Below are 12,910 nucleotides of genomic sequence, written 5' to 3'. Positions count from 1 at the left end.
GCGCAGAATGGGGGGATGGGGACGGACGAGGACGAGGGCGCCGGGGGGCGCCGGGAGTGGGCACGGCACTGGCAGTACGCGGAACTGCCGGGCCTCGACCTGCTGCGCGCCCACTACGTGCGCCACACCTTCCCGCGCCACGCGCACGACGGGTACGTCATCGCGGCCGTCACCGGAGGCGTCGAGGAGATCGGGCTCCCCGGCCACGTGGTGCGCGCCGGACCGGGCAGCGTGGTCCTGATCAACCCCGAGGTACCGCACACCGCGCGCGCCGGCGTGCCCGAGGGCTGGGCGTACGCCACCCTCTACCCCTCCAGCGAGCTGCTCGCCGAGGTCGCCGACGACCTCGGCACCCTGCGCGGCACCCCCGGCTTCACCACCGACATGGTCGCCGACCCCCAGGGCGCGCAGGCCATCACCGAGATCCACCGGGCCGCCGAGGCGGGGAACGCACTGGCCGCCGACACACTGCTGCGCAGCGTGGTGGCGCGGATGCTGACCCGGCACGCCGGACCGCTGCCCGCCCGTACCGTCCGCGGTGCGGGCGGCGCCGACGCCGCGGCGGCCCGGGCCGTACTGCAGGAGCGGATGGCCGACCCGCCGTCGTTGGAGCAGCTCGCCGCGGAGCTGGGCACGAGCCCCTTCGCGCTGCTGCGGGCCTTCCGCGAGCGGTACGGGATGCCGCCGCACACCTGGCTGACCGACGCCCGCGTCCGGCAGGCGCGCCGGCTCCTCGACGCGGGCACGGCGCCCGCGGAGGCGGCCGTCGCCGTGGGCTTCACCGACCAGCCGCACCTGAACCGGCACTTCACCCGGATCGTGGGGGTGCCGCCCGGCGCGTACCGGCGGGAGCGCACGCTCTAGGCTGCCGATCATGGACATCGGGGGGTGCGGGCACGTTACGAGGCGCACGTGCGGGGACGGCTTCCCGAGCGGCCGGGTTCGGTCCATCCGGACGGCGACCACCACCGCCACCTCGACCCCGAGCCGCGCTTCGGGACGCTCGGGCCCCCCAGGGAGCCCACCCCGTGCGCGTTCGGGGCGCCGCTGACCGCCGGGGCCGAGGCCGAGCTCACCGCGCTGCTCGGGGAACCGGTGCGCCGGCGGGACTCACTCCGGGCGCGCGCAAGAACGTACAAGACCCGTCAGGCGGGCCCCGCGTAGTTTCGGGGCGTGGGAGAGAACCAGCTGGTCACAGAGCCAGAGATACGAGAGACACAGGCGCCCGACGAGCGGCCGCGCGCCGCCGTGGTGCGGGACGCGCTCGGGGTCGGGGTGGCCGTCGGACTGTCCGGGTTCGCCTTCGGGGTGACCGCCGCCGGGGCCGGCATCAGCACCCTCCAGGCCTGTGTGCTCAGCCTCCTCGTCTTCACCGGTGCTTCGCAGTTCGCCCTGGTCGGGGCGCTCGCGGCGGGCGGGAACCCGTTCACCGCCGCCGCCGGGGCCTTCTTCCTCGGGACCCGGAACGCCTTCTACGGGCTGCGGCTGTCGCAGCTGCTCAGGCTGCCCCGCGCCGTGCGGCCCCTCGCTGCGCACTGGGTGATCGACGAGACCACTGCCGTCGCGCTGGCCCAGCCCGACCGGAAGTCGGCCCGGCTCGGCTTCACCGTCACCGGACTCACCCTCTACGTGCTGTGGAACCTCACCACCCTGCTCGGTGCGCTCGGGGCCGAGGCCATCGGGGACACCAGGGCGTGGGGCCTGGACGCCGCCGGCCCCGCCGTGTTCCTGGCGCTGCTGGCCCCGATGCTGAAGACCTCCACTGAGCGGGCCGTCGCCGCCCTCGCGCTCGTCCTCGGCCTCGGCTTCCTGCCCGTACTGCCCGCCGGGGTGCCCGTGCTGATCGCGGCCCTGGCCGCCCCCGTCGTGCTGTGGATGAAGGGACGCCGTCCGTGAACGTCTGGATCGCCATCGGCCTCACGGTCGTCGGCTGCTACGCCGTCAAGCTCGCCGGGCTGCTCGTCCCCGCCGGGGCCCTGGAACGGCCGCTCGTGCGCCGCCTGGCCGCACTGTTGCCGGTCGCCCTGCTCGCCGCCCTCACCGCCCAACAGACCTTCAGCACCGGGTCCGCCCTCGTCGTCGACGCCCGCGCCGCCGGACTCGCGGCCGCCGGGCTGGCGCTGCTGCTGCGGGCCCCGTTCCTGGTCGTGGTCGCGGCCGCCGTCGTCGTCACCGCGGGGGTACGGGCCCTGGGGGGCTGACCTTGGCGGGCAGGCGCCCGTACGCACGCAGGGTGAGCAGGGCCTCCAGGGTGGCGATCGGCCGCCGCTCCAGCGAACTCCCGGGCGCCCACGCCCGCCGGCGCACCGGCCAGCCGCCGTCCGGCTGCTGCTCGGAGGCCAGGAAGTCCAGTGAGCGGCGCAGCTCCGCATCGGTGAACCAGCCGCGGGCCAGCGACTCCGGCCGCCGGGCGAAGTCGTGCGGGTACAGCCGCTCGCCCGGCGCGTAGCCGGGGGCTTCCGGGTACTCCGCCCGCCGCACCGGATCGAGCACCACGAGCCGCTGCTCGCGCACCAGCCGCCCCAGCCGGTCCGCGGCCGCCGCCGCGCGCGCCCGGTCGGGGATGCCGTCGAGGAAGGCCACCGCGCTCTGGATCTCGTACGGGTGCGAGTGGTGCAGGTTCTCGACCCGGTCCCAGCAGAAGTCCGTGGCCCGGAAGAGCCAGGCGTGCCAGACCCGGTTGCGGTGCAGTACGCCGACGACCGGGCCCGTGGTCAGCAGCTCGCCCGGCGGGTCGTCGTGCAGGGGGTGGTAGGGGGCCGCCGGATAGTCGCGGGGGGCCGGGAAGACCACCGGAAGCGCGCCGTCCGCGGTGGAGACCCCGGTCAGGTGGCGGCAGAGCCGCTCGACGCGCTGCCCGGCGCAGCGGCCCAGGCTGTCGAGCACGCGCAGCGCGTGCGCGGTGTGTAGGGGTTGGCTGAGCGGACCGCGAAGATCCGGATCGAGTGCGTGACCGTATCCTCCGTCCGCGTTGAGGTACGAACCGAGGGCCGTGTCCACCGGGTCGGCGTCCCCGCCGAGGAAGTGGAACGCGAACCGCCGCTGCTCCAGCACGCGGGCCGTGAGCCAGATGAACCCTTCGGCGCGGGCCAGCGGGGTCTGCGGGGGCTGAGAGGGCTGAGGGTTCTGGGGGGTCTGCGGGGAAGCTTCGTCTCCGGGCATGCGTGCAACGTAGGACGCAGCGGTGCGGCGGGGAGGGCCGAACGCGGGCGGTGCACTCTCCCGGGGCGGGATACTGGGGGCATGCGGTTGACGATTTTCTGGGAACGGATGGCGGAGCACTTCGGCGCGGGCTATGCGGACTCCTTCGCGCGGGACCACGTCATGACGGAGCTGGGCGGGCGCACCGTCCACCAGGCGCTGGATGCGGGCTGGGAGACCAAGGACGTGTGGCGCGCGGTGTGTTCGGCGATGGACGTACCGGCGTCGCTGCGCTGACCAGCGCGCTGTTTCGCGAGGGCGGGCGCGGGTGGGACAGACTTGGCGCCGTGGCAGCCAGCGAAGAAACGACCGATCAGTCCGCCGAGGCGCGGGGGGTGACACCGCCGGTGGAGGCGGAGGAGCCGAAAACGCCGGATCAGCCGGGTCGGCCGGGTCCGCCCGGGTCGCCCCCGTCCGGTGCGGCCCCCGCCGCGGACGATGCGCGCATGCCGCGCTGGCTGCCGCGCGCCGTGGTCCTCGTACTGGCCCTCGTGGCCTGTTTCCAGCTCGGTAGCTGGGCCTTCCACCAGCTGATAGGCCTCCTCGTCAACATCCTGATCGCGTTCTTCCTCGCGCTCGCGATCGAACCGGCGGTGGCCAGGATGGCGGCCGGCGGCATGCGCCGCGGGCTCGCCACCTTCGTGGTGTTCCTCGCGGTGCTCATCGTGACCGCGGGCTTCCTCGCCCTGCTCGGCTCGCTGCTCGCCGGGCAGATCGTCGCCATGGTCGAGGGCTTCCCGGGCTATCTCGACTCGGTGATCAAAGCGATCAACTCCACCTTCCACACCGAACTGTCCCGGCTGGAGATCCAGGAGAGCGTGCTGCGCTCCGACTGGCTGCGCAAGTACGTGCAGAACAGCGCGTCCGGAGTGCTCGACGTCTCCGCCACCGTGCTCGGCGGACTCTTCAAGCTGCTGACGATCGGACTGTTCTCCTTCTACTTCGCCGCCGACGGACCGCGGCTGCGGCGCGCGCTGTGCTCCGTACTGCCGCCCGCGAAGCAGGCCGAGGTGCTGCGCGCCTGGGAGATCGCCGTCGCCAAGACGGGCGGGTACCTCTACTCGCGCGGGCTGATGGCCCTGATCTCCGGTGTCGCGACCTACATCGTGCTGGCGGTCCTCGGGGTGCCGTACGCGCCCGCGCTCGCCGTGTGGGTGGGACTGGTCTCGCAGTTCGTCCCCACCATCGGCACCTATCTCGCGGGCGCGCTGCCGGTCCTGCTCGCCTTCACCGTGGACCCCTGGTACGCGCTGTACGTACTCGGCTTCGTGGTGATCTACCAGCAGTTCGAGAACTACGTCCTGCAGCCGAAGCTGACCTCGAAGACCGTGGACATCCATCCGGCGGTGGCCTTCGGATCGGTCATCGCGGGCACCGCCCTGCTGGGCGCGGTCGGGGCGCTCATCGCGATCCCGGCCGTCGCCACCCTGCAGTCCTTCCTCGGTGCGTACGTCAAGCGCTACGAACTGACGCGGGACGCGGAGTCCTCTACTGCCCGTCGGCGTCGACGCGTACGACTGCCAAGGCTTCGCTGACGGTCGTCTCGACGGCGGCCTTGTCGAGTCCGAGACCGCTCAGCGGGCCCTCGCCGTTCTCCAGCTCCAGGAGCGCGAGCAGGACGTGCTCCGTGCCGACGAAGTCGTGGCCCATGCGGAGGGCTTCGCGGAAGGTGAGTTCGAGGGCCTTCTTCGCGGACGCGTCGAAGGGGATCAGGTCGGGGACCTCCGGCTGGGCCGGGGGCAGCAGGGCGGTCACGGCGGCGCGCACCTCGTCCGCCGAGACCCCCTGGGCGCTCAGGGCGTACCCGGCGAGGCCCTCGAACTCGGCGAGGAGGCCCAGGACCAGGTGCTCGGTTCGGATCTCGGTGTTGCCGGCGGCGCGGGCCTCGTTCTGGGCGGTCATGACGACGTTGCGGGCGCGGGGGGTGAAGCGGCCGAAGCCGGCGCTCGGGTCCATGCCACCCGCGCCCTCCTTGTCCGCCTTGGGGACGAAGCGCTTCTGGGCCGCCTGGCGGGTGACGCCCATGCTGCGGCCGATGTCGGTCCAGGAGGCGCCGGAGCGGCGGGCCTGGTCGACGAAGTGGCCGATGAGGTGGTCCGCGACGTCCCCGAGGGCCTCTGCTGCGACGACGGCGTCGCTGAGCTGCTCCAGGGGGTCCGTGTGGACCTTGTTGATGGCCTCGATCAGGTCGTCGAGGCGTACCGGATTGGTCATGCGAACGGGTTCCACCGAAGGGTTCGTCATAGGTGCAACCCTAGGTTGACACCTCGATGAGTGTCAACCTCAGGTTGTCACCCGCGTGGGGTGTTCGTGGGCGCGGGGCCGCGGTGTCATCCTGAGGAGGAAGCGCGAGACGCGGAGGCCGCCATGGGGTTCTACGCAGAGCAGGCAGTGCCGCGGATCCTCAACGTCGCCTGCGGGGCCAAGATGGCCCGGCCGCTGCGACGCCGGGTCTGCGCGGGGCTGGCGGGCGAGGTCGTCGAGATCGGCTTCGGCGCGGGGCACAACGCCCCCTTCTACCCGCAGGGCGTCACGGGCGTGTCGGCGGTCGAGCCGTCCGACGTCGCGTGGCGGCTGGCCGCGGAGCGCGTGCGCGGCGCCCGCGTCCCGGTCCGGCGGGCCGGCCTGGACGGCCAGTCGCTGCCCTTCGAGGACGGTGGCTTCGACTCCGCGCTGTCCACCTGGACGCTGTGCACCATCCCGGACGCCGTGGCCGCCCTGCGCGAGCTGCGCCGCGTGCTCAAGCGGGGCGGAACCCTGCACTTCGTCGAACACGGGCTCGCCCCGGAAGGCGATTGGCGCGTGCGCCGCATGCAGCGACGGCTCGAACCGCTGAACATGCGGCTCCTGGGCGGCTGCCACCTCACCCGATCCGCCCCGGACCTGCTGGCGGCGGCCGGATTCACGGTCACGGCCCTCGACGTCTTCTACGAGGAGGGCGCGCCGAAGTTCCTGGCCGCCGAGTCCCTCGGGACGGCGATCTCCCTCTGACCGACGACCCGTCACGAAACCATCACGAGGGGCACGGGCCCCGAGCGCCCCTGGCAGCATCGGTCGGACCGATCCAGGGGGGGTTCCAGGTTCCATGAGATTCCGCGTGCGCGTCCCCGCAGCGACGACCCGTGCCACCGCCACCGCCACCGTCGCAGCGGTCGTGCTGTTGCTCGGAGGCTGTTCCCAGACCCCGGCCGAGCGGCTGGAGGAGTGGTACGGCTCGGGGGGCGAGGAGCAGATCAGGAAGCTGACCGAGGACGCCGGCCGGGTCAACGAGGTGAGCATGCGCACGATCGACGTCCAAGGACCCGCCTGCCAGGACCTGCTGGCCCAGACCGCCAAGGCCGAGAAGCTCGACCCGATCCCGGACGAAGCCGCCCAGCGGCACTGGAAGGAGGCCCTCGGCGGGTTCCGGCGGGGGGCGGCAGAATGCGCCGACGGGGCCGCGAAGAAGGACGGGAGCCAGGTCTCCCGGGGCATCAGGGCGGTCCAGACGGAAGGCCTCCCCAAACTGGTCAGCACCGTCTCGATGATCAAGGCGGTCCTGGCGGCCAAGTGACCTGACCGGGGCGGGTGTCGGTGGTGCTGCGTAGGGTGTGTGCAGGGCCGGCGGGGGTGGCGGACGACCGGCCGCCGCACTCGACCGGAGGCCGTTCTTGCCCGCGATGCACGACTTCGCGACCTGGGAGCCGCTGCTGCGGATCCTGCGCGCCGACGGTGTGCGGACACCTGCGGCCCCGGACGGCCACCTGGCGGGACGGATCGGCCGGCGCGGTTGGGTACGGGCCCCTCGACGTCCGCGGCGCGGACGGGCGAGCCGGGCCGAGCTCGACGCGGTGGAGCGGGTGCTGCGCGCGCTCGCGGACGCGGAAGCCCGCGACGTCTGCTTCAAGGCGGAGGTCTCGCCGACCGGGGCGACCGCGCTCCACCTGATCGATCCCGGACCCGCCGTGGAGCCCGGATTCGCCACCGTGCACCCGGGGGCGCTCCTCCTGGTCGAGGGGGCGCTCGCCGAACCCTGGCGCCGCCTCCCCGATCCGACCCCCGGGGCGGCACCGTCGCCGTCGGCGGATCCGGCCTTGCTGGAACGCACGCTCCGCGCGCAGGTGCCCGGCGCCCGGGGGGCTACGGAGGCGGAGATCGCCGCCGCGGAGGAACGACTGGGCGTCACGCTGCCCGACGAGCTCAAGGTGCTCCACCGGGTGACCGCGGCGGGGCGCAGGGGCCGCGGCGACGTCGACGGGGCCGCCGAACACCTCGATGGGGCGGTCGACTGCGAACTCCTCCCCTTGGAGCGCTTGTACGTCGCCCGCGCCCCCACCCGTCCGTGCGACTGGCGGTCCGCGGCGATGCAGGTCGTCGACACACCGCCCGGCGCCGCCGTACAGGGCCTGGTCGGTTCCCCGGGCTGGATCGTCTTCGCGGTCGGCGGCGGAGGCGACCCGATCGCGGTCGATCTGACGCCGGGCCCGCGGGGCGCCCTCGGACAGATCGTGCTGATCGACCACGAGCAGGTCATCGGCGGTGAACTGCTCGCCGACTCCCTCACCGACCTGGTGGTCAACGGACGCGGGGAAGGGCGCCGCGACCGCCCGGGGGACCGACCTCGGCCCGGCGCCCGGACCGACCTCGCGGGCCTGACGGACCCCCGTGCCGTCGTCGACCCGCGCCTGGAGGTGCTGTCCACCGGCGGATGGCAGGGCGCACCGCTGAGCCTCGTCCCCGTCATGGGACTGCCCCGGCTACGGACCCTCACCGCCTCCCCGGGCACGCTCGCCGACCCGCTGGAGATCGCCCGACTGACCGCACTGGAGTTCCTCGAACTGGGCCCGCAGGACTGGCGCGTCCTGCTCGATGCCGGAGCCGTACCGCGCAGCCTCGAGGCGGCCTCCATCGAGGTGCACCGCGACCAGGACCCGCTCCCCGTCGTGGACCTCGCCAACGAGATCCTCGCCCTCCGGGATCGGCCCCCGATCACCCGGACCGTCCTCCACGGTGACCTCGGTCCCCTCTAGTGCTGTGGCCGGAAAGGTTCACCGGCTCACGACGCCCGGTACGGCACCTCGCCGCGTTGTCGGACCGCGCAAGTACGTCCAGTACGAGCCGCGGCCTTCCGCCTTGCGATGTACCGCACCGAACGCCGCGAACCGGCAAACCTTTCCGGCCACAGCACTAGTAGGGCTTGGTCAGGTTGGGGTTGGTGTGGGTATGCCGCGGTGGCAGGTGGGGCATGCGCCGGTCCATGTCGCGAGGAGGGTTTGTAGCTCGCGGACGACTTGGTAGAGGCTCAGGCCGGCGCCATGTCTTTTGGGGCTCTGGCCAGTCGTTGCAGGGTGCAGAAGGCGTGGGCGACGGATACGAGGGTGACGTGGTGGTGCCATCCGTTCCAGGTGCGTCCCTCGAAGTGGGCAAGTCCCAGGGCCTGTTTCATCTCGCGGTAGTCGTGCTCGATGCGCCAGCGGAGCTTGGCCAGGCGGACCAGGGTGGTCAGCGGGGTGTCGGCGGGCAGGTCGGAGAGCCAGAACTGAACGGGTTCGCCCTGGTCGGCCGGCCACTCGGCCAGCAGCCAGCATGCGGGCAGTTCCGGGCCCTCGACCGTGTGGCGGACCTCGCGACCGGCAGGCCGGATCCGCAAGGCCACGAACCGCGAGTACATCCGCTTGAAGCCGCTGCGGCCGGTGCCGGGCCGGGAGCCCTCACGCCATTGCACTGGCTTCGCCGTCTTCCGGCCGGCCGCGATGACCAGCTGTTTCACCGACTGCGGCTTGTCCGGGTACTTCGCCACGGGTGGCCGTCCGTTCCCGGAGTAGGGCTCGGTCACCGGCACGGCTTCGCCGGGCTGGGCCGAGAGGGTGGTGGAGATCCCCACCATGTAGTTGAGGCCGCGGGCCTGCAGGCCGTGCCGGAATGCCGCCGCGTCTCCGTATCCGGCGTCCGCGACGGCCAGCGGCACCTCGATGCCCCACGAGCGGGTCTCATCCAGCATGTCCAGGGCCAGCTGCCATTTCTCCACATGCCCGGTGTCGTCGGGAATGCCGCAGGCGGTGCGGCGGGCGACCTTGGCCGGGTCCGCCTTCGGCGAGGCGGGGTCCCAGGCCTCGGGCTGGAACAGCCGCCAGTTGACCGCCACCGAGGCGTGGTCCGAGGCCAGGTGCAGGGAGACGCCCACCTGGCAGTTGGTGACCTTGCCCGCAGTGCCGGTGTACTGCCGCGAGACACACGCCGAGGCATTGCCGTCCTTGAGGAAGCCGGTGTCATCGAAGATCAGCACGGTGGGCCGGATCGCCTTCTCCATGCTCCAGGCCAGCCGGGCCCGCACATGCGCGGGGTCCCACGGGCTGGTGGTGATGAAGTGGGCCAGGGCCTGACGGTTCCCGTCCTCGCCCAGCCGGGCGGCCATCGGCTCGACCGACTTGCGCTGCCCGTCCGTGAGCAGGCCCCGCAGGTAAACCCGCCCCCACCGACGCTGATCCTTACGCGCGAACGGCTCGAAAACCTCCGCCGCGAAGTCCTCCAACTCGCCACGTACAGCTGCAATTTCCTCCGGCGTCACACGTCTTGAACGACTCACCGAGCCCTTAGGACACGCAACACCAGCCCCAACCTGACCAAGCCCTACTAGCGCTGTGACCGGACCCCCGCCCCCGCCGTTCCGGGCCCCGCAATCGCGGTGATCCCGGTGCGGGAACTGCCTACCCTGCTCCCATGGCTCATGCGAAGACCTCCTACGTCTGCCTGCCCTGCAGGGCCTCGTACAAGCAGCCCTACGACAGGGACCGGGAGCGGATCTGTCCGCGGTGTGCGGGAGCCCTGGTCCATGTGGGGTCGGCCTTCGCCGTGCCCCGTCGGCGGGACGCCGCGGCATGGCGGACGCTCGCCGTGCTGCTGAACGCGGGCGTGCGTTTCCACAAGAACTGCTGCTTCGGCGGACCGGGATACCGGCCGCGCACCCTGCGCGAGGTGCGCGAGCGGATGGCGTACGCGGAGCGGACCGGCAGGCCCTTCGCGGAGGTGCTCGTACTGCGCGACCCCGGATCCTGATGACGGGGCGCTCCTGCGTCCCGGTACCGCAGGGGCGTGACGGAGCGGCGTGGATCGCTCGGGATCAGGGGCGTCGTGCGAGGAAGACGAACTCGTCGCCCGGCCTGTCCGGCGCATCGCGCACGTCCTGCACCGAGTAGCCATGGGTGACCAGGTCCGTCTCGATCTCTTCGCGCCCGCGGAAGCGCAGCGTCGAATCCGAGGTCAGCACCCGCCCGTCCGCTGCGAAGACGTAGGTCCGGCGAAAGGTCACCAGGGGCCGGCTCACCTCGATCAGCCGGACCCAGCTCTCGACGGGGCCGACGCCCGGGATCTCGGTCACGCGGCGGGAGTTCTCGGGGGTCCACTCCTCCCAGGCGCGCCTCGCCGGGTCACGGGTCTCGAAGACCAGGTGCCCACCGGGCCGTAGTGCCTCATGGGCTCCCCGCAGGGTCTTCTGCCAGTTGCCCGGATCAACGATGGCCTGGGCCACGTTCGCCGTCATTGTTGCGAGGTCGACCTGCAGTGGCGGGAGGGTTGTCGCGTCACCGCAGATCCAGCGTACCCGCTCGCCACCCGGTTTGGCCCGGGCGACGTCGATGGACGCCCGGGCGGGGTCGATGCCGACGACGTCGATCCCGCGCTCGGCGAGGAGGAGCGCGAACACCCCCGTGCCGCAGCCGATGTCCAGGACCCGGTGCGCCTCGAACTCTTCCGCGATGCGGAGGTAGGCATCGAGATCGCTGCGGTCGGGGTCGAGCGGATCGTAGATCGCGGCCAGTTGCGGGTGCCCGAAGCAGTCGTCAGCCATGCGGCCGAACGTATGCAGGGCCGACCCCGAAGAGCCACAGGGTTTTGGCGGCCCCGCCCGGGCGGGGGCGTGGAGAGCGCACTCGGACCCGGCAGGTCGGGCTGGGCGACGCGCCGGGTCTTCGAGTGAACCCCGCGGGCGAGCGGTCGCTCCGTCAAGTGTCAGCCAGCGAGTGCGACTTCCCGCCCGGTGAGCTTCCCGTCGGGGGTGAGGGTGAAGGCAGTGGGGTACATGCCCGTGGTGCCGTGGGCGTCCTCGCCGTACGCCTTGAGCGTGATCCACTCGGCCTTGCCCATGCGGATCTCCGCCTCTGCGGCGTGTGCCCACCTGTTGACCCGGACGTGTGTCGACCAGTGCAGCACCTCTCGGGACCGCCAGCCGCCCCATGTCGCTTCGGGGAGAAGGCCCGCCGCCGGGCCCTGCCGGACGGCGAAGACGCCGCCGGCCAGCAGTGCGGTGGCCAGGACGAGGCAGATCGCCGTCACGCGGGACGGGCGGCGCAGCGCGGGCACGTGGGTCTCCTGTCGTTCGGTTGACGGCGGCCGGTTCTCCTCGCACCACCCGGGGGTGGAGACGGTCGTGAGCCGGCGCCCGTTCCCGAACGGCGGCGCGGCCTCGGTCGTGGGCCGGGGCGGGCGTGGTGCGCTTGACAGGGAAATCGAACATCCATTCTGATGGGTTATCCACAGCCGAAACGCTCGTGGAGGCGCATTGTCAGTGGCAGGCATTAGCGTCAGTGACGTGAAGCGATCGACTCAAGCAAACCGGGTGGAACCCATGGCAGGCACCGACCGCGAGAAGGCTCTCGACGCCGCTCTCGCACAGATTGAACGGCAATTCGGCAAGGGTGCGGTCATGCGCCTCGGCGACAAGCCGAACGACCCCATCGAGGTCATCCCCACCGGGTCGACCGCCCTGGACATCGCCCTCGGCGTCGGCGGGCTGCCCCGCGGCCGTGTGATCGAGGTGTACGGCCCGGAGTCCTCCGGTAAGACGACCCTGACCCTGCACGCCGTGGCCAACGCACAGAAGGCCGGCGGCACCGTCGCCTTCGTGGACGCCGAGCACGCGCTCGACCCCGAGTACGCGAAGGCCCTCGGCGTCGACACCGACAACCTCATCCTGTCGCAGCCGGACACCGGCGAGCAGGCGCTGGAGATCGTGGACATGCTGGTCCGCTCCGGTGCCCTCGACCTGATCGTCATCGACTCGGTGGCGGCCCTCGTGCCGCGCGCGGAGATCGAGGGCGAGATGGGCGACTCGCACGTCGGCCTCCAGGCCCGACTGATGAGCCAGGCACTCCGGAAGATCACCGGTGCGCTCAACCAGTCCAAGACCACCGCGATCTTCATCAACCAGCTCCGCGAGAAGATCGGTGTGATGTTCGGCTCGCCCGAGACCACCACCGGTGGTCGCGCGCTAAAGTTCTACGCCTCCGTGCGCCTCGACATCCGCCGCATCGAGACCCTCAAGGACGGCACGGACGCGGTCGGTAACCGCACCCGCGTCAAGGTCGTCAAGAACAAGGTCGCGCCCCCGTTCAAGCAGGCCGAGTTCGACATCCTCTACGGGCAGGGCATCAGCCGCGAGGGCGGTCTGATCGACATGGGCGTGGAGCACGGCTTCGTCCGCAAGGCCGGTGCCTGGTACACGTACGAGGGCGACCAGCTCGGCCAGGGCAAGGAGAACGCCCGTAACTTCCTGAAGGACAACCCCGACCTCGCCAACGAGATCGAGCGGAAGATCAAGGAGAAGCTGGGCGTGGGTGTCCGCAAGGACGCCGCCGAAGCCGGTACGGACGTGGCCGACGCCGCGGCCACCGCCGTGCCCGCCCCGGCATCGAAGGCCAAGACGACGGCCAAGGCCGCCGTGGCCAAGAGCTGA

The 12,910-nt window shown here is 72.1% G+C and carries 16 protein-coding genes; 11 read left to right on the top strand and 5 right to left on the bottom strand.

Features of this window, described 5'->3' with window-relative positions; translation table 11 throughout:
* Window positions 1-15: 15 nt before the first annotated feature.
* Genes OG207_RS12930 through OG207_RS12915 form a run of 4 tightly spaced genes read left to right on the top strand, consistent with a single transcriptional unit; the run spans window position 16 to window position 2,201 of the window.
* Window positions 16-864, top strand: coding sequence for an AraC family transcriptional regulator (locus OG207_RS12930; protein ID WP_329098737.1), 849 nt, complete (start codon window positions 16-18; stop codon window positions 862-864).
* A 24-nt stretch (window positions 865-888) separates the two neighbouring features.
* Entirely contained in the window at window positions 889-1,164 is a 276-nt protein-coding gene (locus tag OG207_RS12925; RefSeq protein WP_329098735.1) for a DUF2716 domain-containing protein, read from the top strand.
* Between the two features lie 42 nt (window positions 1,165-1,206).
* A complete protein-coding gene (locus OG207_RS12920; RefSeq protein ID WP_443072862.1) occupies window positions 1,207-1,896 on the top strand; it encodes an AzlC family ABC transporter permease in 690 nt (229 codons plus the stop codon).
* Window positions 1,893-2,201, top strand: a complete 309-nt coding sequence (locus OG207_RS12915) for an AzlD domain-containing protein (protein WP_030010743.1) — start codon at window positions 1,893-1,895, stop codon at window positions 2,199-2,201. Before OG207_RS12920 ends, OG207_RS12915 begins: the two co-directional genes overlap by 4 nt.
* Here the strand turns inward: OG207_RS12915 and OG207_RS12910 are convergent.
* On the bottom strand, window positions 2,170-3,162 hold the full coding sequence (locus tag OG207_RS12910) for a hypothetical protein (RefSeq protein WP_329098733.1): 993 nt from the start codon (window positions 3,160-3,162) through the stop codon (window positions 2,170-2,172). The genes OG207_RS12915 and OG207_RS12910 overlap by 32 nt on opposite strands.
* Before the next feature lie 81 nt (window positions 3,163-3,243).
* Here OG207_RS12910 and OG207_RS12905 point away from each other — a divergent pair, with 81 nt between their 5' ends.
* Both OG207_RS12905 and OG207_RS12900 read left to right on the top strand, forming a co-directional pair.
* Window positions 3,244-3,438, top strand: a complete 195-nt coding sequence (locus OG207_RS12905; RefSeq protein ID WP_033217375.1) for a DUF3046 domain-containing protein — start codon at window positions 3,244-3,246, stop codon at window positions 3,436-3,438.
* A 98-nt stretch (window positions 3,439-3,536) separates the two neighbouring features.
* Window positions 3,537-4,736 carry an AI-2E family transporter gene (locus tag OG207_RS12900; RefSeq protein ID WP_402697472.1) on the top strand — a complete coding sequence of 400 codons (1,200 nt, stop codon included), beginning with the start codon at window positions 3,537-3,539 and terminating at the stop codon, window positions 4,734-4,736.
* On the opposite strand, the gene OG207_RS12895 is transcribed toward OG207_RS12900, so the two are convergent.
* Window positions 4,690-5,445 (bottom strand): Clp protease N-terminal domain-containing protein, encoded by a 756-nt coding sequence (locus tag OG207_RS12895; protein ID WP_329098730.1) that lies wholly within the window; start codon window positions 5,443-5,445, stop codon window positions 4,690-4,692. The genes OG207_RS12900 and OG207_RS12895 overlap by 47 nt on opposite strands.
* A 123-nt stretch (window positions 5,446-5,568) precedes the next feature.
* On the opposite strand from OG207_RS12895, the gene OG207_RS12890 reads away from it, so the two are divergent.
* The 3 genes from OG207_RS12890 to OG207_RS12880 all read left to right on the top strand — a co-directional run bounded on the left by OG207_RS12890 (window position 5,569) and on the right by OG207_RS12880 (window position 8,210).
* Entirely contained in the window at window positions 5,569-6,192 is a 624-nt protein-coding gene (locus OG207_RS12890) for a class I SAM-dependent methyltransferase (protein WP_329098729.1), read from the top strand.
* A gap of 106 nt (window positions 6,193-6,298) precedes the next feature.
* Entirely contained in the window at window positions 6,299-6,754 is a 456-nt protein-coding gene (locus OG207_RS12885) for a hypothetical protein (RefSeq protein WP_329098727.1), read from the top strand.
* Between the two features lie 97 nt (window positions 6,755-6,851).
* Window positions 6,852-8,210, top strand: a complete 1,359-nt coding sequence (locus tag OG207_RS12880; RefSeq protein ID WP_329098726.1) for an SMI1/KNR4 family protein — start codon at window positions 6,852-6,854, stop codon at window positions 8,208-8,210.
* Window positions 8,211-8,482: 272 nt separating this feature from the next.
* Here the strand turns inward: OG207_RS12880 and OG207_RS12875 are convergent, their stop codons facing one another.
* Complete coding sequence (locus OG207_RS12875) at window positions 8,483-9,748, bottom strand: IS701 family transposase (protein WP_329095407.1); 1,266 nt, start codon at window positions 9,746-9,748, stop codon at window positions 8,483-8,485.
* Between the two features lie 152 nt (window positions 9,749-9,900).
* On the opposite strand from OG207_RS12875, the gene OG207_RS12870 reads away from it, so the two are divergent.
* Window positions 9,901-10,236, top strand: a complete 336-nt coding sequence (locus OG207_RS12870; protein WP_329098725.1) for a deoxyxylulose-5-phosphate synthase — start codon at window positions 9,901-9,903, stop codon at window positions 10,234-10,236.
* A 64-nt stretch (window positions 10,237-10,300) separates the two neighbouring features.
* Here OG207_RS12870 and OG207_RS12865 read toward each other — a convergent pair whose 3' ends face one another.
* Both OG207_RS12865 and OG207_RS12860 read right to left on the bottom strand, forming a co-directional pair.
* Window positions 10,301-11,026: a class I SAM-dependent methyltransferase gene (locus tag OG207_RS12865; protein ID WP_329098724.1), complete on the bottom strand. Its 726-nt coding sequence runs from the start codon at window positions 11,024-11,026 to the stop codon at window positions 10,301-10,303.
* Between the two features lie 161 nt (window positions 11,027-11,187).
* On the bottom strand, window positions 11,188-11,538 hold the full coding sequence (locus tag OG207_RS12860) for a hypothetical protein (protein WP_329098722.1): 351 nt from the start codon (window positions 11,536-11,538) through the stop codon (window positions 11,188-11,190).
* A 265-nt stretch (window positions 11,539-11,803) separates the two neighbouring features.
* Between OG207_RS12860 and recA the strand changes: the two genes are divergently transcribed.
* On the top strand, window positions 11,804-12,910 hold the full coding sequence (gene recA, locus OG207_RS12855) for a recombinase RecA (protein ID WP_329098721.1): 1,107 nt from the start codon (window positions 11,804-11,806) through the stop codon (window positions 12,908-12,910).

This window comes from Streptomyces sp. NBC_01439, from assembly GCF_036227605.1.
GTDB lineage: Bacteria > Actinomycetota > Actinomycetes > Streptomycetales > Streptomycetaceae > Streptomyces.
The sequence above is the reverse complement of the archived record's forward strand: the minus strand, read 5'-3'. Positions and strand labels throughout refer to the sequence as shown.